The sequence below is a fragment of the [Clostridium] fimetarium genome (genome assembly GCF_900111235.1).
GTDB lineage: Bacteria > Bacillota > Clostridia > Lachnospirales > Lachnospiraceae > Clostridium_N > Clostridium_N fimetarium.
On the sequence record NZ_FOJI01000002.1, the window covers coordinates 120,157 to 145,719 of the forward strand.

Here is a 25,563-nt window from a genome sequence, read left to right on the forward strand (position 1 = left end):
GACTAAGTCCTTCGTTTAACGAACAACCCCCGCAATATGTATGATAGAGGATGACACCGCAGGTGTCAATCAGCTAGCATACATATTGCGGGGGTTGTCCTTTAACCGACGAACGGTCCCTATAGCTCCATTTTCTTACCGTCTGCCCACCTAAAACTACCAGTTCTAAACATTAAAACGGAACAAGATAACATCTCCGTCTTTGACAACGTATTCCTTACCTTCAATACCAACAAGTCCTTTATCCTTTGCTGCACTATAAGTGACACAGTCAAGTAAATCTTGATAGTTTACAACTTCAGCACGAATAAATCCTCTTTCAAAATCGCTGTGAATTTTTCCAGCAGCACCGGGTGCTTTGGTACCTTTGGTGATTGTCCAAGCACGAGTTTCATCTGCACCAGAAGTTAAGTAACTAATTAATCCAAGGATTTTGTAACTTGCAGCAATCAGTTTATCAAGACCAGATGAAGAAAGTCCCAAATCTTCTAAAAACATTTTCTTTTCATCATCATCTAGTTCAGAGATTTCTTGTTCAATCTGAGCACAGATAACGAATACCTCACAATTTTCTGTGGCAGCATAATCTCTTACTTTGGCAACAAATGCGTTATTATCACCATTGTCAGCAAGATCATCCTCTGCAACGTTAGCAGCGAAAATAACAGGCTTTGCGGTAAGAAGATTCAAAGAAGCAATCAGTTCGGCTTCATCTTTATCCTCTGTCTCAAAGTTCTTAGCAAGTTTTCCATCTTCAAGGAAAGCTTTGAGGCTTTTCAGTAATTCACATTCTTTTGCAATATCCTTATTATTATTAGCAGATTTGAGTGATTTTGATAAACGTCTTTCTAGAATTTCAAGATCAGAGAATATCAGTTCAAAATTAATCGTTTCAATGTCTCGAAGTGGATCAATTGAACCATCGACATGAATAATATTCGTATCTTCAAAACACCTTACAACATGGACAATTGCATCAACCTCACGGATGGTAGCAAGAAACTGATTGCCAAGACCTTCACCCTTTGAGGCACCTTTTACAAGACCGGCTATATCAACAAATTCAATAACCGCGGGTGTTAGTTTAATTGAATTATAAAGAGCTGCTAATTTATTTAAACGGTCATCTGGAACGAAAACGATACCTACATTGGGATCGATTGTACAGAATGGATAGTTGGCTGATTCTGCGCCAGCTTTTGTTAATGAGTTAAACAATGTACTTTTTCCTACGTTTGGTAAACCAACAATACCTAATTTCATTTTTTAGTTCCTTTCTAAAAGCAAAATTCATATCCTAGTTTATCATATTTTGTAAGAAAATAAAAGTACGAAAAATAGTATATTTTATTTGATTTATTTACCATTTCAATGTACAATATGTAGATGGCTGGGGATGCTTGAGGAATATGTCATGAATACTAAATAATTATAGATAGGTAGGTACGTGTATGAGTAACACAACAATTAGGTTCCCGAATTTAAATTTTGAGGTACATCCAGGGAAATCGATAGAAGTATTTGGAATTGAGCTAGCATTTTATGGAATGATTATTGGTCTGGCAATGATGGTCGGAGTGATTATTGCATATTATGAAGCAAAGAGAACGAATCAAAACGTTGAAGATTATTTGGATTTTACAATCTGGACGTTGATTATGGCAATCGTTGGTGCTAGATTATATTATGTAATTTTCGAATGGGACTATTATGGTCAACATTTGTTGCAAATAGTAACAGGAATTAGAGATGGCGGATTAGCAATTTATGGTGGTATTATCGCATCTCTTATCACTTTATTTATATTTACGAAGATCAAAAAACTTAATTTTTGGTTGATGGCAGATACAGCAGTTTTAGGACTCGTAGTTGGTCAGATTATTGGTCGCTGGGGTAACTTTTTTAATAGAGAAGCATTTGGTGGATATACAAATTCAATATTTGCTATGCAGATTCCAGTCAGTGAGGCAAATGGAGTTACAAAAGATTTATTGATGAATTCATATTTATATGAAGGCCAATCATTTATTCAGGTTCATCCAACATTCCTTTATGAAGGAATATGGAATCTTGGCTTATTTATTTTATTGATGGCTTATAGAAAACATAAGAAGTTCAATGGCGAAGTATTTGCATTATATTTAATTGGATATGGTGTGGGAAGAGCTTGGATTGAAGGACTTAGAACAGATCAATTAATTTTGCCATTTTTCAAGGTACCCGTATCACAAGTACTTTCAATTATTCTTGTTTTTGCAGCAATTGCATTTATTGCATTCAACCGCATACAATTAACAAGAAAGTCAATTGCAGTTGTTTCATTGGCTACTGGAACTAGAGTAGAAGATACTGTAGAATTAGATGAAGAAACTGAAGAATCAGATAACGAATCAGAAGAATCAGATGACGAATCAGAAGAAGCCGAAGAAGCAGAAGAAGCAGAAGAAATAGAAGAATTAGAAAAAATAGAAGATTCAGAAGATAAAATAGAATTAACTGAGACAGATGAACTCGAAAATTATGATACAGGATTCAAAAATAATATAAAGAAATAGAATTTCAATTAATAAAATAATAACTTAATAATAAAAAGCAATATGTAGAGGAAGATATATTCCTACACACTATATATTGATTTAGTAAAGCGAAACCAGGAAATATCTGGATTTCGCTTTATTTTTTTTGTAAAAAACACTTGAAGTTTTCATATAAATAATATAGAATGTACATAAAGTGGCACAGAGTGGTAGCAAATGGTGATAAGTGGTAGATTATTATCATTTTAGATTTGTTAGCGTACTGCTTAGACAGGAGTTTACGATATGTTCATGGGAGAATACAACCATACAATCGATGCAAAGGGACGACTTATTGTTCCAGCAAAGTTCAGAGAAGTTCTTGGTGACGAATTTGTTGTTACGAAGGGTTTAGATGGCTGTTTGTTTGTGTATCCTAATCAAGAGTGGCAGGCTTTTGAAGAAAAATTGAGAACATTACCACTTACGAATAAAAATGCAAGACAATTTACACGTTTCTTTTTAGCAGGAGCAGCTTCTTGTGAAGTTGATAAGCAAGGAAGGATTTTACTTCCAGCGGTACTCCGTGGATTTGCAGAATTAGAGAAAGATGTTGTTTTAGTGGGCGTTGCAAGCAGAATAGAAATCTGGAGCAGACAACGTTGGGAACAATGTTTAAATACATACGACGGTGACATGGATGAAGTGGCAGAAAACATGGAAAACCTAGGATTTAGTATATAGCACATACCAATCGAAAACTTATACCTGAGTGAAAGCTCATCCCTGCATAACAGGGATGAGTTTATAAGTCGATTGACCTCAAAAGAGAAGAAAAGGTTACTCGAAATAACAAAATAGTAGAAAGGCGATGGCTTATGGAAGAATTTAGTCACAAATCAGTTTTATTAGATGAAACAATTGGAAATTTGAATATTAAGCCTGACGGAATATATGTGGATGGAACGCTTGGCGGCGGTGGTCATTCATATGAAATTGCAAGTAGATTATCAGTTAAGGGAAGGCTTATTGGCATTGACCAGGATGCAGATGCAATAAATGCAGCAACTGAAAGACTTAAGCCATATGCAGACAGAGTTACAATTGTAAGAAATAATTACACCAACATTGCTGAAGTTTTAAAAGAACTTGGAATTGACAAGGTGGATGGTATTATTCTTGACCTTGGTGTCTCATCTTATCAGATTGATACGGCCGAAAGAGGATTTACTTATATGGTTGATGCACCATTGGATATGAGAATGGATCAAAGACAAGATCAAACTGCAAAAGACATTATTAACAAATATAGTGAATTTGAATTATATAGAGTCATAAGAGATTATGGTGAAGATAAATTTGCAAAAAATATTGCAAAGCATATAGCAGCTGCGAGATTAGATAAGGAAATTGAAACAACATTTGAATTAACTGAAATCATCAAAGCGGCTATCCCAATGAAAATTAGAGCGGTAGGCGGACATCCTGCTAAGAAGACGTTTCAGGCAATCAGAATTGAACTGAATAAAGAGTTAGAAGTATTAACTGACTCTATTGATACGATGGTTGATTTGCTCAGTGATGAAGGCCGAATATGTATTATTACATTTCACTCGCTAGAGGATAGAATTGTTAAGATTAGATTTAGAAATAACGAAAACAGATGTACATGCCCTCCTAATTTTCCAATGTGTGTGTGTGGGAAAAAAACCAAGGGAACAGTGATTACAAGAAAACCAATTCTTCCATCGCAGGAAGAGTTAGAAGTAAATAAACGCTCAAAGAGTGCAAAGTTGAGGGTGTTTCAAAAAATAGTTAATTAAATATAATTAAAATGCTGAGAAGTTAAAATAAAGATTTACATGGTAGCAAAAAAAACAAGGAGGATTTATTATGTCACAGAATAACTACAGAAAAAACAATTCAAAAAGTGAAGCTTATGTGTACGGAAATACAGTAAGAAAGCTTTCTGTCGCTATGCCTGTAACTAAGCCACAAAAACGTGACAAAGCAGACGACGATCAAGAAAAGAGAGAACAAAGACAACATCATAAAGAAATGGAAAAGGCACATAAAATCAATTTCTTATATACAGTTGCCGTGGTTGGCGTATTGGCATTTATATTCACAGTATGTGTCCAATATCTTGAATTACAGTCGGCAGTAAAGAGTAATTCTGCTGAAGTATCAAAGCTAGAATTACAGCTCAGTAAATTAACAGATCAAAATGATATGACAGAGCTTGAAGCCAATAGTAGTATTGATTACGATTCGATAATAAATATAGCCATTAATGAATTGGGCATGAAATTTCCTAGTAAAAATCAAGTCTTTGACTATGCTTCAAAGGAAAGTGAATATGTAGAAACGTATGGTAAAAAAATACCTGCAGTAAAATAGAACGGTTGGTTTGGAGAAATGAACTATGCCTAACAGAATAGATAGATCAAAGGTAACGAAAAACACTAGTAGTCGAAAAAAAAGAAAATCAAAGACAGTACTTAGAAAAATCAAGAGAAAAATTAGTATTGTCTTTTTTTTAGTGGGCTTAATATTTTTAACTTTAGCGACTAGGATATTTATAATTAATCATAAAGATGGTGATAAATATTCAAAACAAGTTTTAGATCATCAACAGTATACATCAACGGTAATCCCATATAAAAGAGGACAAATAATCGATCGAAATGGAACAATTTTAGCGTATAGTGAAAAAGTGTACAATCTTATACTTGATCCTAAAATAATCCTTTCGGATGAAATATATAAAGAACCTACGTTAAATGCATTAATCAAGTGCTTTGACTTGAAAATTGAGGATTTAGAAAATGTTATTGCGACAAAACCGAATAGTCATTATGAAAAATTACTCAAAAACTTGTCTGGTGATCAAATTGCAGCTTTTAAAGAATTAGTGGCAGATACTGAGCATAATCCAAATATAAAAGGTGCTTGGTTTGAAGACAGCTATATTAGAAAATATCCATTTTCATCATTGGCATGTGATACGCTTGGTTTTGCAAGCCCAGCAAATGGTGGTGAACTAGGTCTTGAGAGTTATTATAATGATAATTTATCAGGTACCGATGGCATAACCTATGGTTATGTTGATGAAAATCTTGATATTGAAAAGACGACAAAGGATCCAATCAACGGAGAAAATTTAATTACAACAATAGATTTTTCAGTACAAAGTATAATTGAAAAGCATATTAAGGAATTCAATACAACTTATGGCTCCAAAAGCACAGCAATCGTTATTATGAATCCAAATAATGGAGAAATACTAGGAATGGCAAGTTCCCCTGCGTTTGATTTAAATAACCCAAGGGATTTGACTGGACAATATACAGCTGATCAACTTGCTAAAATGTCAGATCAAGAAAAAAACGATGCACTATATTCAATATGGAATAACTATTGTGTATCGAGTATTTTTGAGCCAGGTTCGACATTTAAACCGTTTACGGTTTCAGCAGCACTCGAACAAAATGTCGTTAGTATTAATGATAAATTCCTATGTACTGGTTCTGAAAAAATCGGCACATCAATTATACCTTGTTGGCAAACGTCTGGACACGGAGTAGAAACACTTGAACAAGCAGTCATGAACTCTTGTAATCCGGCTATGATGCAGATTGGAGCAAAGATTGGTGTTGTATCATTTGCGGATTATCAGGCAAGATTTGGATTTGGTCAAAAGACTGGAATTGATTTGCCAGCAGAAGAAGCAGGTATCACGATATCAGCAGATAAAATGTCTCCGACAGATTTGGCATGTAGTGCATTTGGCCAAAGTTTTAATGTTAATATGGTACAAATGGTTTCTGGATTTTCTTCGTTAATTAATGGTGGAAATTATTATGCTCCTCATATCGTTAAGCGAATTGAAAAAGATAATGGTGAGGTAGTTAAAACAGTAAATTCAACTTTAGTAAAACAGACAATTACAAAGTCAACTTCAGATACAATTAAAAAAATATTAAAATCAACCGTTGATTCTGGTACAGCTATGAAAGCAAAAGTTGCAGGATATTCAATTGCTGGTAAAACGGGTACTGCACAAAAACGTCCTATTGCAGATAAAAAATATGTTATTTCATTTTTAGGATTTGCACCTGCTGAGAATCCAAAATTTGTAATCTATATCGTAATTGATGAACCAAATGTTCCAGCAGCAATGTCTGGAAGTTCGGCGCCGGTTCTTACATTGACAAACCAAGTTCTAACAGATTTGTTACCATATATGAATGTATATAAGGATACAGACGAGCCAACCGTAGATGCAAGTAATAGCCCAATTGAACATTTTACTGGTTCAATATTGCCCAATTAATTTCATAACCCCGAATGAATCGTAATACAATGTATTAATGAATTGTTTGGGGTTTCTATATGTTTTCAAATAAAACTCGACATAGAAAAAAAATATTGGTTAGTGCATTAACAGTATTATTAGTATTAGTGGTTTTAATGGGGAAACTTGGTTATATTATGATTTTCCAATCAGAATACTATTTGGCAAGAGCAGATTTGTTGCATGAAAGAGAAAGAAGTATTAAAGCTTCAAGAGGTAATATACTTGATACGAATGGAGTTGTACTTGCATCAAACAAAACAGTATGTACAATTTCAGTTATTTATAGTCAGGTAAAAGATCCAGAGAAAGTAATTGCAATGTTGTCAAGTGAGCTTGGAATTAGTGAAGATGACGTTAGAAAAAGAGTAGAAAAGGTAACATCAATTGAGCGTATTAAAACAAATGTTGATAAAACAGTTGGAGATAAAATTAGGAATTATTGCTTGGCTGGAGTTAAGGTGGATGAAGATTATAAAAGATATTATCCATTTGATACGTTGGCATCTAAGGTTTTGGGATTTACAGGAAGTGATAATCAAGGAATTGTAGGCTTGGAAGTCAAATACGAGGATTATCTCGCTGGTCAAAATGGAATGATTCTTACGCTTACTGATGCAAGTGGAGTTGAACTAGATGGAGCCGAAGAAAGCAGACTAGAGCCTATTGCCGGTAAAAATATCTATACGAGTATTGATTATAATGTTCAACTATATGCCCAACAGCTTGCAATTAAGGCATTGGAGGAAAAACAGGCCAAGAGTGTTTCAATCATCGTAATGAACCCTAAAAACGGTGAGATATTGGCAATGGTAAATGTACCAGAATATAATTTAAATGATCCATATACGTTAAATTATGATCTTGTAGACAATGTTACTGGAGAAGCTTATCAAGATTTGCTAAATAATATGTGGCGAAGCTTTTGCATAAATGATACCTATGAACCAGGTTCGACATTTAAAATGATAACTGGCACAGCGGCGCTAGAAAGTGGGGCTGTATCACTCGCTTCGACATATACGTGCACAGGTTCTACCACTGTTGAGGATAGAAGAATTAGATGTGCGAAAACAACAGGACATGGAGCGCAAACATTTGCACAGACTGTGATGAATTCATGTAATCCAGCATTTGTTGAATGGGGACTTCGAACAGGCGTTGATAATTTTTACCTGTATTTAAGCAAACTAGGGATTACTAGCAAAACCGGTGTGGATTTACCGGGTGAGGCCTCTTCTATTTTACATAAAAAAGAAAATGTTGGTCCGGTTGAACTTGCCACAATGTCATTTGGGCAGTCCTTTCAAATCACACCATTACAGTTACTCAGAGCAACCAGCGCAATTATTAATGGAGGAACCCTGATTACACCGCACTTTGCAGTGAAAGCAGTTGACGCCACAGGCAATAATGCTGAAGTGTTTCATTACCAAACGATTGAAAATGCGATTGAAAAATCCACCAGTGATACAATGAAAGAGATTCTAAAACAAGTTGTAGAGCAAGGCGGAGGAATTAATGCTTACATGGAAAATTATTCGATTGGTGGAAAAACTGCAACATCTGAAAAATTGCCTAGAGGTAACGGTAAATATATTTCTTCATTTATTGGATTTGTACCAGCCGAAGACCCACAGCTTGTAGCAATGTGCATTATTGACGAACCAGTGGGCGTATATTATGGAGGAACGATTTCAGCTCCCGTTATTAAGCAGTTATTTGAAAATATACTCCCATATTTGAATATCCCAACTAGATAAGGAATATTCATGGGTTGAAATTTAAAGAGATTGATAGTAAAATGGGATGATTATTGGAATGAGATACTTCATATAGGTATTGGAGAATATTGATTTTTGTTCTAATTTTGGAGGGTGTGAGTGAATATTAAGTTTTGGTTGAATTTTCATGGAGGTGGTGAGTGAATATTAATTTATAATTATGCTTTTCCTTGCCTTTCCTTCAAGCAGTATGTTTTTTTGCAAGCCTCAGAGATGATGAAAAGTCTCACTTTGTTCGATTTTCATCTGAGTCTTGGAAAAAACATGGGCACTGCTTTCAGACGGTCTGCGGAAAAGCATAATTATAAATTAATATTCACGGTTTACTTTTTGAAAAAAATTAAAAGTGGATTAATATTCATTGATTACTTTGTTGAAAAATTAGGACAAAAATCAATATTCTTAGGTTATATGGATGAGAAGTTTTTACATTACAATAATTAAGGCGTAAAAAGCGTAAGAAGCAAAGAGCAAAAGTCAAAATTAATAAAATAGAGTTAAAAATGAAAAAAAATTTAAAAAGATAAGTTGAATCGGCGTGTAGGGCTGGTTTGGGATATTAGAAGATGGAAAGGAATATTTGTATGATGGAACTTAAAGATAAGAAGGTAATGGTAGTAGGTACTGGGATTAGTGGGATTGGGGCTGCTGAGCTTTTATATAATGTTGGTGCGAAGGTGGTTTTGTATGATGGAGATGAAAAACTGCTAGAATCAGATATTTTGAATAAGATAGAGGGATGTAAGGCAGAAATTATAATTGGAGCGCTTGAAGAGAGTGTTGTTAAGTCTATAGATTTGGTTATTATTAGTCCGGGGGTACCAATTGATAGTGATATTGTACTTCGATTTGAGAAGGCTAATATACCGGTATGGGGAGAGATAGAGCTTGCTTATAATTATGATAAAGGAAGAATTATTGCAATAACGGGGACAAATGGAAAAACAACGACTACAGCATTGGTTGGTCAAATTGTGAAAGCTTATAACAAAGAGACCTTCGTAGTTGGAAATATTGGAAATTCCTATACAGGGGAAGTCCTTAAAACGAGTAAAAATTCATTTACAGTCGCTGAAATTAGTAGTTTTCAATTGGAAACAACACATAAATTCAAACCTTCCATAAGTGCGATCCTAAATATTACGCCAGATCATTTAAATAGGCATAAGACAATGGAAAATTATGCATTTACAAAAGAAAATATTGCAATTAATCAGACAAAGAGTGAAATCTGCGTTCTCAACTATGATGATCCAATTCTTAGAGAATATGCGAAGACTACAACGGCAAAGGTAATCTATTTCAGCCGATTGGAAGTGCCGGAAATCGGTTCATTTATGGATGGAGATTTGATTAAATATTTTGATGGTGATTCAGTTGAAACGATTTGTGATGTGAACAATATGAATCTGATAGGCGCTCATAATTACGAAAATGTTATGGCCGCAGTTGCAATTGCTAAATCAGCTCAGATTCCAACAGATATAATCGTTGCAGAAATTCTCAAGTTTAAGGCAGTTGAACATAGAATTGAATATGTAGCAACTAAACATGGTGTTATGTATTACAATGATTCGAAGGGAACGAACCCAGAAGCCGCTGTGAAAGCAATTGAGGCAATGTCAAGACCAACAATACTCATAGGTGGTGGTTATGACAAAAAATCAGAGTTTGATATATACGTAAAAGCGTTTGAAGGCAAAGTAAAACTTCTTGTTTTGATCGGACAGACTAAAGAATTGATAGCAGAAACTGCGAGAAAATATGGATTTGATAATATTATTATGGCAGAATCCTTGCAGGAAGTTATAAAAATATGTGTTGAACATGCAGAGGTTGGAGACGCAGTTCTATTATCACCAGCATGTGCTAGTTGGGGTATGTTTGATAATTATGAGCAACGTGGCGAACTCTTTAAGGAGTATGTGAATTTGATTTGAGGGGAGGACATACGGGAGGTGGTGAGTGAATATTTGTTAGGATGCATTGCACCTTGCCTTTCCTTCAAGCAGCATGTTTTTTTGCAAGCCTCAGGGATGATGAAAAGTCTCGCTTGCGCTCGATTTTCATCTGAGTCTTGGAAAAAACATTAGCGCTGCTTTCAGCCGGTCTGCGGTGAAATGTATCCTAACAAATATTCACGGATACGTTGTGGGATGGGACCACCTGAAATCGAATGCACATGGGGGCGTTAGGAGCAAAAAATGTTAGGGTGAAATGCTAGGGTGAAAATAAAAATAGAGTTAGATGATTTGGAAGGGAGGGTGTTATATGGGGCAGAGGCAGAAAAAGATTAGGAGCTTTGATTATAGTTTGTTGTTTATTATTGTCTTTTTGCTGGGGTTTGGGTTGGTTATGATTTATAGCACAAGTTCATATAATGCTCAGATTAAGTTTAATGATGCGGAATTCTATTTTAAAAAGCAGATTAAGGCTGTTATAATCGGTGTTGTGTTGATGTATGCAGCGTATAGATTTGATTATCATTGGCTGAGAAAATTGGCACTTCCGATTTTTTTATTGGCAATAACATTCATTTTGCTGATTTTTCCGCTTGGAATTGAGGCAAATGGAGCAACAAGATGGGTTGGTATTGGGTCATTTAGTTTCCAGCCAGCTGAATTTGCGAAGTTAGCTTTGATTGTTTTTGCTACCACGTTGGTGTGTGGTATCGGAAAAAATATGAAAAAGTTTAGAAGTGTTATTTTGGTTTGGATTGCTGCGGGTATTTTGGCTGGAATGATTTTAGGAATAACAAATAATATGAGTAGTGCTATCATTATTATGGGAATTGCAGTTGTTATGACATTTGTTGCATATCCTGGATATAAGATATTTTCGATATTAGCGGCTTTGTGTATATCTGCGTTTGTAGTGTTTTATTCATGGCTTACAACAAATGTACATGGTGCTACAGATAATTTCCGCTTTAAGCGGTTGCTAGTGTGGTTAGATCCTGAGAAATATGCGACTGGAACTGGGTTTCAGACCGTTCAGGCATTATATGCAATTGGTTCTGGTGGGCTATTTGGAAAAGGGCTTGGCAAGAGTTTACAAAAATTGGGTTTTATTCCTGAGGCACAAAATGATATGATATTCTCAGTAATATGTGAAGAACTTGGATTGTTTGGAGCTCTTTGCATTATTATAATATTTGCACTTATGCTTTGGCGATTTGTATACATAGCTACGAATGCACCAGATTTGTTTGGTTCATTACTTACAATGGGCGTATTTGCACATATTGCAATTCAAGTAATTTTAAATATTGCCGTTGTTACTAATTTAATCCCCAATACAGGGATTTCGCTCCCATTTATCAGTTATGGAGGTACGTCTGTCGCCTTCTTACTAGTAGAGATGGGAATTGTATTAAATGTATCAAGTAAAATCAAGATCCAATAGATGGAACTTACACAAGTTGTGTGAATATAATGATATATATAGCATCCGTGGAGGCTTTTACTGTGGACGGTATAATCATTAAGGGTGGATCCAAATTACAAGGCGAAATATCCATTCAAGGCTCAAAAAATACAGTGCTTCCTATAATGGCAGCATCGATTTTAAATAGTGGAATTACTGTATTAAGTAATTGCCCACGAATTTCTGATGTCTGGGATATGGTTGATTTATTAAAAGATATTGGCTGTGTAATTGATTTTGAAGAAAATACTTTGATTATCAATTCAAAAGATGTTTACAAAACTGAAATTGATAATGCGTTAGCAGAAAAAATACGAGCATCAGTCGTCCTATTAGGGCCATTACTCGCGAGATTTGGTCATGCGAAGATGAGTAGGCCAGGTGGCTGTAATATTGGTTCAAGGCCAATCAATTTTCACCTTGATGCATTTAAAAAAATGAATGCCACATGCGATGAAACAGATAATAAAGTTTATGTTAAGTCTGCGAAATTAACTGGCGCTAGTATTTCCTTGGCCTGTAGCAGTGTTGGTGCAACAGAAAATATTATTTTAGCTGCTGTATTAGCAGAGGGAATAACAGAAATTCATAATGCAGCAACGGAACCAGAAGTAGTTGAATTATGCCAATTCCTGGTTGGAATGGGTTCCAAGATTATGGGGATTGGTACTGATAATTTAAAGATTACTGGTGTTAAATGTCTACAAGATATAGAATACCGGATTAAACCAGACAGAATTGTTATGGGAACATATCTATGTGCATGCATGTCAGCTGGTGGCGAAATCACTCTGAAAAATTGTAGTTTATCAGACGGAGTTGGATACATCGATGTTATATGTGGAATGGGCGCAATGCTAAGGTGCGAAAATGATTCTATCGTAATCAAGTCAGACGGAAGAATTCAAGCCATGAACTATATTCAGACTAGTCCCTATCCTGCATTCCCCACAGATATGCAGTCTATCGTAATGAGTGTACTGAGCAAAGCGGATGGAACAAGTATCATCGAAGAAACAATATTTAACAAAAGACTTGAATTGGCTTTGCAACTTAATAAAATGGGAGCGATTGTTGAAGTTAAAGATAATAGGGCAATCATTACTGGAGTTGATTATATGAAAGGTACTACTGTAAATGCAAAAGATTTACGCGGCGGCGCCGCATTGGTCATTGCAGGATTAGGAGCCGAAGGTATCACTACGATTGAAGATTCTTTTTATATTAGAAGAGGATATGTAGATATCTGCAGCGACTTGAAAAAACTAGGAGCAGATATAAAATGGGAAAAAACAAATCAAGAAAAAGAAAAGGGCACTCAAAAATAGTAGTAGGTTTAATTATTTCTATTATTTTATTCTTGTCATTAACAGTTGCTTTTGTATTTAAAGTAGAGAATATAGAATATGTTGGAAGCCAGCATTACGATAAAGAAGCGCTGATGAAGAATATATTCAATGGAAAGCGTCCTAATGCTCTTTTGTACTTTTTGTATGAGAAGAATAATCCGAGGACCATTCCATTTATACAAAAATATGATGCAGAAATTATTTGGCCTAATAAAATGATTGTTACAGTATATGAAAAACCTATTATTGGATATGTTAATTATATGGGGTGCGATATGTATTTTGATAAAGATGGCGTTATTGTTGAGAGTTCGACAAAAACGCTATCGGGAGTACCCCAAGTAACTGGACTTAGTTTTAAGTCTATTGTGCTAAACTCTAAGCTTGAAGTAAGTAACCCTTCCGTATTTTCAGAAGTACTGGAATTAACCCAATCATTTGACAAATATGAAATTATCGTGGATAAGATATACTTTGACAGTAACAACGAAGTTACATTGTATATGAGCCAGATAAAAGTGTTACTCGGTAATGGTGATAAACTGGTGGACAAGCTAAATGAATTAAAACAAATAATGCCTGGGTTAGAAGGACGAAAAGGAACATTACATTTAGAAAACTATACTCCTGATGCCTCCGGTTTTATATTTAAGGAAGAAAATTAAAAAATAGGTTGAAATTTTGTTGAAAAAATTATATTATAAGGTATGAAAGTCAAATTACGAAAGTAATATGAAGGAGGCAATATTTTGTTAGAAATCAAGACAAATGAATCTGGATCATCAGCAAAAATAATAGTCATTGGTGTGGGTGGAGCTGGTAATAATGCAGTCAACCGAATGATAGATGAAAATATAAGTGGCGTTGAATTTATTGGTATTAATACAGATAGACAAGCATTGCAATTATGTAAGGCACCCACAACCTTACAAATCGGTGAAAAATTGACAAAAGGGCTTGGAGCTGGCGCGCAGCCAGATGTTGGCGAGAAAGCTGCTGAAGAAAATATAGATGAACTTACGCAAGCTATTAAGGGAGCGGACATGGTGTTCGTTACTTGTGGTATGGGCGGAGGAACTGGAACTGGAGCGGCACCTGTAGTTGCTAAGATTTCAAAAGACCTTGGTATTCTTACAGTTGGTGTTGTTACTAAGCCATTTAAGTTTGAAGCAAGAACACGTATGTCAAATGCGGTTGCAGGAATTGAAAGATTAAAAGAGAGTGTTGATACTCTTATTGTTATTCCGAATGATAAGTTATTAGAAATTGTTGATAGAAGAACAACGATGCCTGATGCACTTAAAAAAGCAGATGAAGTATTGCAGCAAGGAGTGCAGGGCATTACAGATTTGATTAATGTACCAGGACTTATCAATCTTGACTTTGCAGATATTAAAACTGTAATGATGAACAAAGGCGTTGCACATATCGGTATAGGTACAACAACCGGTGATGACAAGGCAATTGAAGCTGTTAAGAAAGCGGTTACTAGTCCACTTCTTGAGACAACAATTCAGGGAGCAACTCATGTTATTATCAATATTTCTGGTGATATCAGTCTCATGGAAGCGAATGAAGCAGCAAGCTATGTTCAAGAGCTTGCAGGAGAAGGCGCTAATATTATATTTGGTGCTATGTATGATGAAGAATGTGTAGATACTTGTACTATTACAGTGATTGCTACTGGTCTTGAAGATAAGAATGTTCAAGTAAACAGTGCAATGGCAGGATTTAGCCAGAAGATACAGCAACAACCGTTTAAAGCCTCTGTGAAACCTGAATATACATATAATCAGCAAGCAGGACAAGCTAATAATTCACACTATTCATCAGCACCACTTCCTGGGTTATCACAACCAATGCCTATTCACAGTAATGTCGAAGAAAAGGGAATTAAGATTCCTACATTTCTCCAGAAAAATAAGAGATAATTAAGAATTATATATAGAATTTATAAGAGCATCTAGTTAAACTAGATGCTCTTTTTATTTGTTTTTAAAACATTTTGTAGAAACTTGTCTTTATAAAAAATTAAAACAACTACTGATTTTGACAAAATATTCTCTATCTAATTCGTATAATTAACATATTGAATTTGAAGGAGGTGAAGTTAGAATTGTAATATATTTGGATGTATTGTTTTTGGTAAATCTGTTTATGGATAGCTTGATATTAATCCTAGTTAGTAAATTTCTAAAGTATACTGCCACTTATTTTAGAATAATAACTGCCGCCACTTTAGGTGCAATATGGGCTTGCATTGCAGTAACCATACCGATACACTATATATTTTTAAGAAATATATGTACATATATTCTTATCAGTTTATTGATGATAAGGATATGTGCAAAGAAGTGTGATTTAAAGGATATGATTAAAGGTGTAGTGACTTTATATGTAGTGACATTTACGGTTGGAGGAATGTGCCACATGTTATATTACTATACAAACGCTGGTTATTACATAAATACGGTTATTTTAAATGACAAACTGCTAGTAGCAGCAATCGTTATGGCTGGAATTCTTTTGATGGCTATATCACGATATTTAGATCAATTTATAGCATATAAATCAAAAGTGTACGATGTTATATTGAAAGTTGGTGAAAAGCAAGTTTGCATTAAGGGAATCTTAGATACTGGAAATGTGTTGCAAGATCCTTATTATCACAAACCAGTAAATGTTATTGAATACCAAGCATTTGAGAGTATCTTTAATAATATAGAAGATTGCACGAAGGTAAAATATCATATGATCCCATTTCGCTCATTGGGGTGTAGCGAAGGTTGTATAGAGGTGATTATGGTGGATGTTATGTACATATACAGAAATGAGAAGAGAATTACTAAAAAGGAAGCTTTAGTCGGTTTGTATAAGCAAAAATTATCATCAGATAATGCTTATCAGATGCTTTTAAATGGTGAATGTTTTAGGTAGAAAGTAATACTTATATGGAGAAAGGGAAATGCTATGATTATTAAAGTTTCTGTGCCAAATTATTTTCAGTTTAAAGTGATGCCTACAATTAAGAATATGATGATGTTAAAACAAGGGGATGTACATTATATTGGTGGAGCAGATGTGCTTCCCGCACCACTTGAACCAAAAGAAGAGGCAATGGTAATTGCAGATTTAGGGGGCGAGCTAGATGAACAAGCAAAATCAGTTCTGATTGAGCATAATCTAAGACTCGTAGTATATATAGCGAAAAGATTTGATAATACGGGAGTAGGCGTAGAAGATTTGATTTCTATTGGTACAATTGGCCTTATTAAAGCGATAAATTCTTACAATCCGGATAAGAATATTAAGCTTGCTACATATGCATCGCGATGCATTGAAAATGAGATCCTTATGTATCTTAGAAGAAATAATAAAACAAAGGCAGAAGTATCAATAGATGAACCTTTAAATGTAGATTGGGACGGAAATGAACTTTTACTTTCAGATATTCTTGGAACTGATGAAGATATTATATATAAGGATATTGAAAATGAAGTCGAAAGAAAACTACTAAAAAAGGCAATTGATAAATTGACAGAAAGAGAAAGAATCATTGTTGATTTAAGATATGGTCTTAGTTCAACAGATGGATTAGAGATGACACAGAAAGAAGTTGCTGATTATTTGGGCATTTCACAATCTTACATATCAAGACTAGAAAAAAAGATAATTAAAAGACTGAAAAAAGAAATCGTGAAGTTTCAGTAAATAAACTAAAAAAGATATTGCATTTTACTTTATTATGTGATAATATTCCTTAAAGGAAAGACAATTGTACGTAGTGGGAAGACTGGTCCGCTTAATTGTCTTTGTGAAACAATAAGGAGAAGTAAAATGAGCGATAAATTAAGAGTAGGTATCCTTGGTGGTACTGGTATGGTAGGACAAAGATTTATAACATTACTTGAAAATCATCCATGGTTTGAGGTTGTATTGGTAGCAGCAAGTGGACGTTCTGCAGGACGTACATATGAAGAAGCTGTTAGTGGACGTTGGAAAATGTCCATACCAATGCCTGAAGCTGTTAAAAAATTAGTGGTTTTAGATATTAATGAAGTAGAAAAGGTTGCTGAGCAAGTGGATTTCGTATTCTGTGCAGTCAATATGCCTAAAGATGAGATCAAAGCAATCGAAGAAAAATATGCAAAGGCTGAGGTTCCAGTTGTGTCTAACAACAGTGCGAACCGTTGGACACCAGATGTCCCAATGGTAGTGCCTGAAATCAATCCAGAGCATTTAGAAGTAATTGCAGATCAAAAGAAACGACTTGGAACAAAAAGAGGATTTATAGTAGTAAAACCAAACTGCTCAATCCAAAGCTATACGCCAGCACTTAATGCGTTAAAAGAATATGGTCCTAAGCTTGTAGTTGTAACAACATATCAGGCGATATCTGGAGCAGGCAAGACATTTAAAGAATGGCCAGAAATGGTTGAAAATATTATCCCTTATATTGGCGGAGAAGAAGAAAAGAGCGAACAGGAGCCATTAAGACTTTGGGGAAAAGTTGAAAATGGTCAAATCGTGAAAGCTATCGAACCTGTAATTACATGCCAGTGTATACGCGTTCCAGTATTGGACGGACATACAGCAGCAGTATTTGTTAATTTTGATAAGAAGCCAACGAAGGAACAAATTATCAAAGCATGGACAGAATTTAAAGGCCTTCCACAGGAACTTGATCTTCCAAGTGCACCAAAATATTTCATTCAGTACCTTGAAGACGACAATCGTCCACAGGTTAAACTTGATGTTAATTATGAAAATGGAATGGGCGTATCACTCGGTCGTTTAAGAGAAGACAACGTATTTGACTACAAATTTGTTGGACTTTCACATAATACAGTACGTGGAGCAGCAGGTGGTGCAGTGTTAATTGCAGAACTCCTTAAGGCACAGGGATATATTACTGCAAAGTAAAAAGATATATATTAAGTATATAATGTTTGGAATTTAAGACAGCAGTGGCAAAACTTTGAAAGGTTTGCTACTGCTGTCTTTTTGAAATGTTATCTTTATTAGTATGGAGACGTCATTGGATTTGATTGATGAGGTAGAAAATAAAGCGGGCAATGATGATGTAAAGCTGGAGAGTGGTTACATATATTATTTTAGGTGAAATAATTACCGTTTTTGAGAATTCTTATATTTTACGATCAAATAGATCACCGTGTATAAGATTACCATCACAATTCCAGCTATAAATCCATATATTTGGCCAGGGATTAAAGGCATACTTAAAATTACAATAATCAAACTAACTAGTACAAATAGTGATGAATAAGGAAAACCACGTACTTTACAATTTCCTTCGGGACATCCATGTTTTCTTCGAAAGCGTATATGGGATGCAACAATTACAATATAGGTAAATAGAACAGAAAAGCCACCAGCACTAATTAAAAAAAGATAAACCCTTGGAAATAATAGTCCAAACCATAATCCTATAATCATGCTCAAACCGGAAAACAAGATTCCTCGATAAGGCACATCCTTTTTATCTCTTAACCAATTTGGAGCTTGTCCGGCTTCAGCTAGGGAACGCATCATTCTTCCTAGTCCAAACATAGCAGCTAGCATCGTAGAAAGGATTGCAGTAATCAAGACAATGTTAATCGCAAAGCCTGCCCAACTTATATGATATCGATCTAACGCAGCAACCATCGGACTTGTATTTTCATCGAGAATCGATGTAGGAATGAGAGGAAGTAGAACCGCAATGCATATAACATACAAGCCTACTAAACATAGCACAGTATAATTAATGGCTTTTGGAACTGTTTCTTTTGGATTCTTTGCTTCGGAAGAAGCTAATCCTATAATTTCAAAACCTGCATAAGCGAACATGACAAGGAGCATACTTCCAGCAATTCCTTTGATACCACCTGGAAATAAGGGCTCTTTTGCCAATGCACCTGCACCCACAGATGAATTTCCTGGCATAAAACCGAAGATCAACAGAAGCGCAATCATAATGAATGCAACAATAGCCAATAGTTTGATTATGGCAAGTCCACTTTCTAAGTTGCTAAGTAGATCAGCACCTAATAAGTTTAAAAGTGTAACACTAATAATAATAATAGTTCCCAGTAATGATATTTTCATATTTGGAAACCATTGGCGCATTAATATTGACACTGCTGTAGCTTCACTAGACATTCCAAGAACCATGCCGCTCCAATAAACCCAACCAACAACGAATCCAGCTCCCGGTCCATAAGCTTCAGTCGCATAAGTTTGAAACGAGCCAGAAGTTGGATTGGACACAGTCATCTCAGAAAGCGCAAACAGTATAAAGTAGACCAGCACACCACCCAAAACAAAGGCTATTAAAATGGAAGGCCCAGCCGCTTCAATAGCAATCGCCGAACCCAGAAAAAAAGAACCACCAATTACAGTCCCCAACGCCATCATAGTAAGCTGCCAAGCCGACAACCCCTTCTCTTTCTTTCCCACCCTTGATCTTTTATTCTCCATAATATGATTATCCTTATCTTAAACTTAATTTTACTAGTAATCATATTATTGTGCTATTTAGAACTTTTATACATATTCAAAATCTATTCTTCTTATATTGTTGAGATACAATAATTAATGTAATATATTCAAAAAGATATTGACTTTACCCCTTAAGATTATTTGATTTATGTAAATATCGAATTGTTGCATGTGAATCTAAAAATAGTTGACTTTTATTTCCTACAAGTGTAGTATATATTTAATAGACTACACTTGTAGGAATGGAGATATAACATGGAAGAAAATAATTGCAAAATATCAGAAGCCGAATGGCATATTATGAAGGTAGTATGGGAAGAATCACCGTTAAATTCAACCAAAATAATTAACAGCCTAAAGTCGGAGACTAGTTGGAGTCCTAAAACAATTCACTCACTGATCAGTAGATTAATTAAAAAAGGCGCTCTTGGTGTAGATAAGTTATCATCGCCGCACCAATTTTATCCACTCGTTACAAAAGAAGACTGTATGAAGGAAGAAACCGGATCTTTTATTCAAAAAGTTTATGACGGTTCATATTACCATATGGTAGAAAATTTTATAAGTAATGAAAAAATGTCCGAACATGAAATTGAATATTTAAAGAAGATTCTTGATGAAAAATCAAAGTGATAAAAGGGGGCGGGATCGATTAATATATCAAATTTATTTCAAGAAATCATTATACTATCGATAATGGGTAGCTTCACGGCTATGGGAATATTATTAGTTAAAAAACTTTTTAATCAAAAACTTAGCGCCAAATTCCATTATTGTATTTGGTTTATCCTTATTGCTAGACTTGTTATTCCATTTTCAGTATCTAGTCCAATAAACATGTTCAATTTTATACCACAGACACAATTAGAAAATATTTTTAATAACTCTAACATGTGGAATATTACCGATCAAGGTCCTCAAAAGATTGATGCAACGGATGTAAATGAATATAATGATGCTGGTAATAATGTGAAAGCACAAGTCAATATGCAAGTGAATGCAACTGCCGTAGATTCGGAGTCTTTATTCAACGGACTAGGCTTTAATCTTAAAACAGCGGCTATTATTTGGTTTACAGTTTTTATTATGATTTTATTATACATATGTTTTGTTAATTTAATGTTGACACTAAAACTAAGAAAATTAAGTTCCTGTCAAAGAAAGGATATTACTGAACTTTTTAATCTATGTAAATTGAAACTAAAAATCAAGTCCACGGTAATTATTCTATATGATAATCAACTGAAATCCCCTATGCTATGTGGGTATGTACATCCCAAAATATTAATCAATCCAGAAATTATTGAGAGATTATCCCATGATGAACTTCGGTATGTTTTTCTTCATGAGTTGTCACATCTCAAACGAAAAGATTTGGTGGTCAGTTTACTAGGCATGATCATACAATCAATTTACTGGTTTAATCCAATTATGCTATATTCAATTCATCAAATGAAAAAAGATTGTGAAATTGCCTGTGATGCATCCGTACTGTCAATTCTAAACGCAGAAGAAAACAAAAAGTATGGGCAAACTATTATCTCAATGTTAAAACTATTATCTGAGGCAACTATGGTTCATGGAACTTTAGGTTTTGCAAGCAAATTTTATATCAGGAGGATAACTATGATTACAAGATTCAAAAAGACATCTGCAAAATATACGGTTGCAGCACTAATGATTACTCTTTTGTTAACAGGATGTTCAAGCTTAACCAATTCAACAAGTACCCCAGATTCAGCAGACAAATCTGCGATTGTCAACACCCAGACGCAAACAGATGTGAATATAGTTGCTACGGTTTCTTCTTCAGATCTTCAGAAAACAGAAACAGTAGCTACACTGTCAATAGCAGCTACACAGCCGGATATTAAGGATTCCATTATTTATATAGGAGGTATTGCTAAAAGTTTACGTGGAATAGATCGTTATAGTTTTACTGAAAATGGTGAAATAATTACAGGATCAGCGTATGGATTTGACAATAATTGTAGATATTTCAATGCCGATCAAACAGAAATCAATTTTGAGGACTTTGCAACAATTGCTTATAAAAAATATTGTACAGGTGCTTTTGTAAAATGTAATATGAAAAGTGTTGGTAAACGTGTGGAAGAGATCTATATGATTGACTAAAAAAAGAAGTTGCTGTTGTTTTACGTTATCAGGTTTAATAGGCACCTATTTAAGGTGCCTATGGGACTTTTTTTCTTTTTATAAGGTACTGATAAAGTATTTCGTTATTTATTGAATAATTTTGTGTTGAATTTACAAAACTGATTCGAATATAAAAAGTAAGTATTTCAATATTTATTGAACGATAACATTTGTCCATATGTCTTTGTTTTGGTCTTTTAGCCCCCCCCTACAAAAAGTTTCCGTAACCTAAAATCATCCCATTGGCTCTGCAGAATCATTTGACGGTATGCAAAAGTTACTTATGCATTTGTTTTGTGCGCCAAGATAAAAAGTTCGCTGTCTGACGAACGCAGTGAGGAGTTCGAACTTTTTATCTTATCTTTTAGCACAAAACAAATACATTAGTAACTTCCATACAAGGAGATGATTTAGCAGAGCCAATGGGATGATTTTAGGTTCATCCAACTTTTCTTAATATCTTCATGTAGATTGAAAACAACCCAAGTCCCCCACAAAACCCAGTGATTAATCGCCTGAAATTAGTGGACTCTTTTATGTGTATCGCTTGAATTACCCAGTCAAATCCCATAATAACTAGTAATAACACAGCAATTGGAAATGAAAGAAAACGTTTGAATAAAGCTAGGATAATGGCTGTGGTTTGACCAATAGATACACCGGTGCATCTTGCACATACGGGGAACTGTCTACCTTTGTAAAAGAAACTTCGTTCCGGCATTTGATGGCAACCACTATTATTGCCAATTTCATATATTGTATCTAGAACTGATTTCCACAATTTTGACATATGTGAATCACCTTTAATTTAGAAGTTGTAGTGCTTTTTTCTTTACCCATTCCACAAAGGCCACAAAGAATGCCTGGAATACTAAATAGTAGATAGCCTAGACATGCTTTGATACATCCAAATCCTTTCACTTTACTTGATGTAGTACTCATGGTGATTACTTGAGAATTTACATTTGAACTTCCACATCTTGGACAACGCATATTTCTCTCCATTCTTGCGCAATTTCCTACGCATTCAATATTTTATTCTATCATTATGAATCATTATAATTTACTATGATTAAATCTAGATTAAGTGCATATTAATTCCGGATTAAAGATCAAGAAATACTACTCATTTTGAAATAATCACAACTTTTTGAAATAATCACAACTTTTTAGGTGATATCCATATTATATAATGTATATAAAATATAAAATCATAAGGGATAACCTTGTTTTGAGTGTCTACGAAGCGGCAGATAGAAGTATGGATGAAGGATAAGGCTTTTTTCACATCCCTGGTTTTAAGCGGTGCTAAGGCGCCAGATAGGAGTAGATTTGGACGTTTTTGAAAGTGGTAATCAATGTAATCAATGTAACAGAACACCTTCACGAAATAATGATGTGATTAGAGTGAATGACGCAATTATAGAAGAAGTATCTATGAATAATAGAACCGGTTACGTTACAATTGCTTATGGAGTCATGGGTGATTTTCGAATAACACATATTAATTTAGTTGTGTTAATCGTGACCGAAGATACAAGAATACGAGATAAATTTGGCAGAAATTTATCATTTAGAAATTTGAGAAAAGGAATGATAGTAGACGCAGAGTTTTCTACTGTTATGACAAGAAGTAATCCTCCTCAGTCCAATGCTTTTAGAATAACGGTTGTTGGCGAAAATGAACCTTTCAATGTGACAGTAGGTAACGTGTTAAGTGTTGACACAACTAATAATTTCCTCTTTACAGGTAGGGTTAATAATATCAATAGTGTTATGAGATTTGTAATAACGGATGCCACAAGAATATTAGATAGAAGAGGAAATAGAATAAGCTTGAGAAATTTAAGACCGGGTCAGACGGTAAGAGTGGAGCATGCAACATTTCAGACACCAAGCATTCCCCCTCAAACGACAGCTTTTAAGGTTCAGGTAATATAAATAATCAAAGTTTAGGGAGTTACTGCATTTGACTAAAACAGTCATTGTGCAGTAACTCTTATTTTGTTAACCTTACAGTTCGTTTAAACGTTAACCTTACAGTTCGTTTAAACGTTAACCTTACAGTTCGTTTAAACGTTAACATTACAGTAAGTTTCACAGTAAGTTTCACAGTAAGTTTCACAGTAAGTTTCGCAGTAGTTTAACAGTTAGCTTCACAGTTTGGTCTACCGTTAGCCTCACAGTTAGTATTAAGGTTATGTTCACATAAAATAACAGTTGTAGTTTGAACCTAAAAAGATTACAATAATAAAGAATGCGATTTTATAATGTTTTATAGAAAAACGGGAGAATAGGGAATATTATGACAATAAATGAACTTTTAAATATATGTATGAATGTAGATTTGATAGATATAATAATAAGTAATGTAAGAACTAAGGGTGAGGTATCTAAAATTAAGATTCGTCCAATTATTATGAAAGATATATTGTTGTTTCAAGCGTCCCAAACCGTGGGAACAAAGGTTATTCATAATAATTATAGTGAAGAAGAAATAAAGCTTAAGATTGAAAAATGGATGATTGAAGATTTTAAACAAGCACAGATTACTACAAAAACTGGTGAGGGAACCATTCTTTCGGGTAAGAATGGTAATATGACAATTAAATATAAAAATACTGGAACCAGTAATAAGAAGCAAGCAGAACTTTTACATAACCGCAGTAAAAAGTACATTTTAGAAGAGGGAAAACCAGTAGGGTTCCTGATTGATTTAGGTGTTATGACAGCAGATGGCAAAATCGTAAATCAAAAATATGATAAATTTAAACAGATTAATCGATTCTTAGAATTTATTGAGGATATTTTACCACAGTTAGATAAGAAAAAAGAGCAGACAATTATTGATTTTGGATGTGGAAAGTCATATCTTACATTTGCAATGTATTACTATCTAAAAGTACTAAAGGAATATGATATCAAAGTGATAGGACTTGATTTGAAGGAAGATGTAATTGCAACGTGTAATTCGCTGAAAGATAAATATAGTTATGATAAATTAAACTTTTTCGTGGGGGATATTGCATCTTACAAAGATGTCGATGCAGTTGATATGGTGGTTACACTTCATGCTTGTGATACAGCTACCGATTATGCAATGGCAAAAGCTGTCACATGGGGAGCTAAGGTGATATTGTCAGTCCCATGTTGTCAACACGAAGCAAATAAGACATTGCGCAATGATTTGCTTGCACCAGTATTCAAGTATGGAATTTTAAAAGAAAGAATGGCGGCGATATTCACAGATGCTATTCGAGCAGAACTTTTGGAAAGCAAAGGCTATAAGACCCAGATTCTTGAATTTATTGATATGGAGCATACGCCAAAAAATCTTCTAATTAGGGCTATCAAACAAAGTGGAGACAAGCAGAGTCAGGAATATAACTTGACTCAGTCTCTTGATTATATGCAAAAACAACTCAATCTCAATTTAACATTGAATCAATTATTCGAAAATTAGAGGGGATTAT

The 25,563-nt window shown here is 34.5% G+C and carries 22 protein-coding genes; 18 read left to right on the forward strand and 4 right to left on the reverse strand.

The window, feature by feature from the left end:
• Positions 1-165: 165 nt before the first annotated feature.
• Positions 166-1,263 carry a redox-regulated ATPase YchF gene (gene ychF, locus BMY18_RS02985; RefSeq protein ID WP_092450445.1) on the reverse strand — a complete coding sequence of 366 codons (1,098 nt, stop codon included), beginning with the start codon at positions 1,261-1,263 and terminating at the stop codon, positions 166-168.
• A gap of 188 nt (positions 1,264-1,451) precedes the next feature.
• Between ychF and lgt the strand changes: the two genes are divergently transcribed.
• From lgt to asd, 14 genes are all read left to right on the forward strand, one after another.
• Positions 1,452-2,555, forward strand: a complete 1,104-nt coding sequence (lgt, locus tag BMY18_RS02990) for a prolipoprotein diacylglyceryl transferase (protein ID WP_092450447.1) — start codon at positions 1,452-1,454, stop codon at positions 2,553-2,555.
• Between the two features lie 267 nt (positions 2,556-2,822).
• On the forward strand, positions 2,823-3,260 hold the full coding sequence (gene mraZ / locus BMY18_RS02995) for a division/cell wall cluster transcriptional repressor MraZ (protein ID WP_092450449.1): 438 nt from the start codon (positions 2,823-2,825) through the stop codon (positions 3,258-3,260).
• Between the two features lie 134 nt (positions 3,261-3,394).
• Positions 3,395-4,339, forward strand: coding sequence for a 16S rRNA (cytosine(1402)-N(4))-methyltransferase RsmH (gene rsmH / locus BMY18_RS03000; protein WP_092450451.1), 945 nt, complete (start codon positions 3,395-3,397; stop codon positions 4,337-4,339).
• Positions 4,340-4,409: 70 nt separating this feature from the next.
• Positions 4,410-4,916: an FtsB/FtsL family cell division protein gene (locus BMY18_RS03005; protein WP_092450453.1), complete on the forward strand. Its 507-nt coding sequence runs from the start codon at positions 4,410-4,412 to the stop codon at positions 4,914-4,916.
• A 25-nt stretch (positions 4,917-4,941) separates the two neighbouring features.
• Positions 4,942-6,852: a peptidoglycan D,D-transpeptidase FtsI family protein gene (locus BMY18_RS03010; RefSeq protein ID WP_092450455.1), complete on the forward strand. Its 1,911-nt coding sequence runs from the start codon at positions 4,942-4,944 to the stop codon at positions 6,850-6,852.
• A gap of 59 nt (positions 6,853-6,911) precedes the next feature.
• On the forward strand, positions 6,912-8,636 hold the full coding sequence (locus BMY18_RS03015) for a peptidoglycan D,D-transpeptidase FtsI family protein (protein ID WP_092450457.1): 1,725 nt from the start codon (positions 6,912-6,914) through the stop codon (positions 8,634-8,636).
• Between the two features lie 608 nt (positions 8,637-9,244).
• Positions 9,245-10,597 carry a UDP-N-acetylmuramoyl-L-alanine--D-glutamate ligase gene (gene murD / locus BMY18_RS03025; protein WP_092450965.1) on the forward strand — a complete coding sequence of 451 codons (1,353 nt, stop codon included), beginning with the start codon at positions 9,245-9,247 and terminating at the stop codon, positions 10,595-10,597.
• 331 nt (positions 10,598-10,928) lie between these two features.
• Positions 10,929-12,062 carry an FtsW/RodA/SpoVE family cell cycle protein gene (locus tag BMY18_RS03030; protein WP_092450461.1) on the forward strand — a complete coding sequence of 378 codons (1,134 nt, stop codon included), beginning with the start codon at positions 10,929-10,931 and terminating at the stop codon, positions 12,060-12,062.
• A 62-nt stretch (positions 12,063-12,124) separates the two neighbouring features.
• A complete protein-coding gene (gene murA / locus BMY18_RS03035; RefSeq protein ID WP_170841270.1) occupies positions 12,125-13,411 on the forward strand; it encodes a UDP-N-acetylglucosamine 1-carboxyvinyltransferase in 1,287 nt (428 codons plus the stop codon).
• A complete protein-coding gene (locus BMY18_RS03040; protein ID WP_092450465.1) occupies positions 13,366-14,097 on the forward strand; it encodes a cell division protein FtsQ/DivIB in 732 nt (243 codons plus the stop codon). Before murA ends, BMY18_RS03040 begins: the two co-directional genes overlap by 46 nt.
• Before the next feature lie 84 nt (positions 14,098-14,181).
• A complete protein-coding gene (gene ftsZ / locus BMY18_RS03045; RefSeq protein ID WP_092450467.1) occupies positions 14,182-15,363 on the forward strand; it encodes a cell division protein FtsZ in 1,182 nt (393 codons plus the stop codon).
• A 196-nt stretch (positions 15,364-15,559) separates the two neighbouring features.
• Positions 15,560-16,369 carry a sigma-E processing peptidase SpoIIGA gene (locus BMY18_RS03050; RefSeq protein ID WP_092450469.1) on the forward strand — a complete coding sequence of 270 codons (810 nt, stop codon included), beginning with the start codon at positions 15,560-15,562 and terminating at the stop codon, positions 16,367-16,369.
• 33 nt (positions 16,370-16,402) lie between these two features.
• Complete coding sequence (sigE, locus tag BMY18_RS03055; protein WP_092450472.1) at positions 16,403-17,143, forward strand: RNA polymerase sporulation sigma factor SigE; 741 nt, start codon at positions 16,403-16,405, stop codon at positions 17,141-17,143.
• A gap of 126 nt (positions 17,144-17,269) precedes the next feature.
• Positions 17,270-18,355 (forward strand): aspartate-semialdehyde dehydrogenase, encoded by a 1,086-nt coding sequence (asd, locus tag BMY18_RS03060; RefSeq protein ID WP_092450474.1) that lies wholly within the window; start codon positions 17,270-17,272, stop codon positions 18,353-18,355.
• Positions 18,356-18,559: 204 nt separating this feature from the next.
• On the opposite strand, the gene BMY18_RS03065 is transcribed toward asd, so the two are convergent.
• Entirely contained in the window at positions 18,560-19,870 is a 1,311-nt protein-coding gene (locus BMY18_RS03065; protein WP_330385920.1) for an amino acid permease, read from the reverse strand.
• 318 nt (positions 19,871-20,188) lie between these two features.
• On the opposite strand from BMY18_RS03065, the gene BMY18_RS03070 reads away from it, so the two are divergent.
• Together BMY18_RS03070 and BMY18_RS03075 are read left to right on the forward strand one after the other, a co-directional pair.
• Positions 20,189-20,566: a BlaI/MecI/CopY family transcriptional regulator gene (locus tag BMY18_RS03070; RefSeq protein WP_092450476.1), complete on the forward strand. Its 378-nt coding sequence runs from the start codon at positions 20,189-20,191 to the stop codon at positions 20,564-20,566.
• A 60-nt stretch (positions 20,567-20,626) separates the two neighbouring features.
• Complete coding sequence (locus tag BMY18_RS03075; protein ID WP_278280976.1) at positions 20,627-22,069, forward strand: M56 family metallopeptidase; 1,443 nt, start codon at positions 20,627-20,629, stop codon at positions 22,067-22,069.
• 460 nt (positions 22,070-22,529) lie between these two features.
• Here the strand turns inward: BMY18_RS03075 and BMY18_RS03080 are convergent, their stop codons facing one another.
• Both BMY18_RS03080 and BMY18_RS03085 read right to left on the reverse strand, forming a co-directional pair.
• Positions 22,530-22,880 (reverse strand): DUF2085 domain-containing protein, encoded by a 351-nt coding sequence (locus BMY18_RS03080; protein ID WP_092450479.1) that lies wholly within the window; start codon positions 22,878-22,880, stop codon positions 22,530-22,532.
• Positions 22,853-23,095 carry a hypothetical protein gene (locus BMY18_RS03085; RefSeq protein ID WP_242940946.1) on the reverse strand — a complete coding sequence of 81 codons (243 nt, stop codon included), beginning with the start codon at positions 23,093-23,095 and terminating at the stop codon, positions 22,853-22,855. Before BMY18_RS03085 ends, BMY18_RS03080 begins: the two co-directional genes overlap by 28 nt.
• A 327-nt stretch (positions 23,096-23,422) precedes the next feature.
• Between BMY18_RS03085 and BMY18_RS03090 the strand changes: the two genes are divergently transcribed.
• Both BMY18_RS03090 and BMY18_RS03095 read left to right on the forward strand, forming a co-directional pair.
• Complete coding sequence (locus BMY18_RS03090; protein ID WP_092450482.1) at positions 23,423-24,031, forward strand: hypothetical protein; 609 nt, start codon at positions 23,423-23,425, stop codon at positions 24,029-24,031.
• Positions 24,032-24,392: 361 nt separating this feature from the next.
• Positions 24,393-25,553, forward strand: a complete 1,161-nt coding sequence (locus BMY18_RS03095) for a class I SAM-dependent methyltransferase (RefSeq protein ID WP_092450484.1) — start codon at positions 24,393-24,395, stop codon at positions 25,551-25,553.
• The last annotated feature ends 10 nt before the right edge of the window (positions 25,554-25,563 follow it).

What these genes read in the sequence shown, in the direction of transcription:
- ychF (WP_092450445.1), bottom strand. Translation starts at nt 1,263, where the DNA reads ATGAAATTAGGTATTGTTGGTTTACCAAACGTAGGAAAAAGTACATTG.
- lgt (WP_092450447.1), top strand. Translation starts at nt 1,452, where the DNA reads ATGAGTAACACAACAATTAGGTTCCCGAATTTAAATTTTGAGGTACAT.
- mraZ (WP_092450449.1), top strand. Translation starts at nt 2,823, where the DNA reads ATGTTCATGGGAGAATACAACCATACAATCGATGCAAAGGGACGACTT.
- rsmH (WP_092450451.1), top strand. Translation starts at nt 3,395, where the DNA reads ATGGAAGAATTTAGTCACAAATCAGTTTTATTAGATGAAACAATTGGA.
- BMY18_RS03005 (WP_092450453.1), top strand. Translation starts at nt 4,410, where the DNA reads ATGTCACAGAATAACTACAGAAAAAACAATTCAAAAAGTGAAGCTTAT.
- BMY18_RS03010 (WP_092450455.1), top strand. Translation starts at nt 4,942, where the DNA reads ATGCCTAACAGAATAGATAGATCAAAGGTAACGAAAAACACTAGTAGT.
- BMY18_RS03015 (WP_092450457.1), top strand. Translation starts at nt 6,912, where the DNA reads ATGTTTTCAAATAAAACTCGACATAGAAAAAAAATATTGGTTAGTGCA.
- murD (WP_092450965.1), top strand. Translation starts at nt 9,245, where the DNA reads ATGGAACTTAAAGATAAGAAGGTAATGGTAGTAGGTACTGGGATTAGT.
- BMY18_RS03030 (WP_092450461.1), top strand. Translation starts at nt 10,929, where the DNA reads ATGGGGCAGAGGCAGAAAAAGATTAGGAGCTTTGATTATAGTTTGTTG.
- BMY18_RS03040 (WP_092450465.1), top strand. Translation starts at nt 13,366, where the DNA reads ATGGGAAAAAACAAATCAAGAAAAAGAAAAGGGCACTCAAAAATAGTA.
- sigE (WP_092450472.1), top strand. Translation starts at nt 16,403, where the DNA reads ATGATTATTAAAGTTTCTGTGCCAAATTATTTTCAGTTTAAAGTGATG.
- asd (WP_092450474.1), top strand. Translation starts at nt 17,270, where the DNA reads ATGAGCGATAAATTAAGAGTAGGTATCCTTGGTGGTACTGGTATGGTA.
- BMY18_RS03070 (WP_092450476.1), top strand. Translation starts at nt 20,189, where the DNA reads ATGGAAGAAAATAATTGCAAAATATCAGAAGCCGAATGGCATATTATG.
- BMY18_RS03080 (WP_092450479.1), bottom strand. Translation starts at nt 22,880, where the DNA reads ATGTCAAAATTGTGGAAATCAGTTCTAGATACAATATATGAAATTGGC.
- BMY18_RS03085 (WP_242940946.1), bottom strand. Translation starts at nt 23,095, where the DNA reads ATGGAGAGAAATATGCGTTGTCCAAGATGTGGAAGTTCAAATGTAAAT.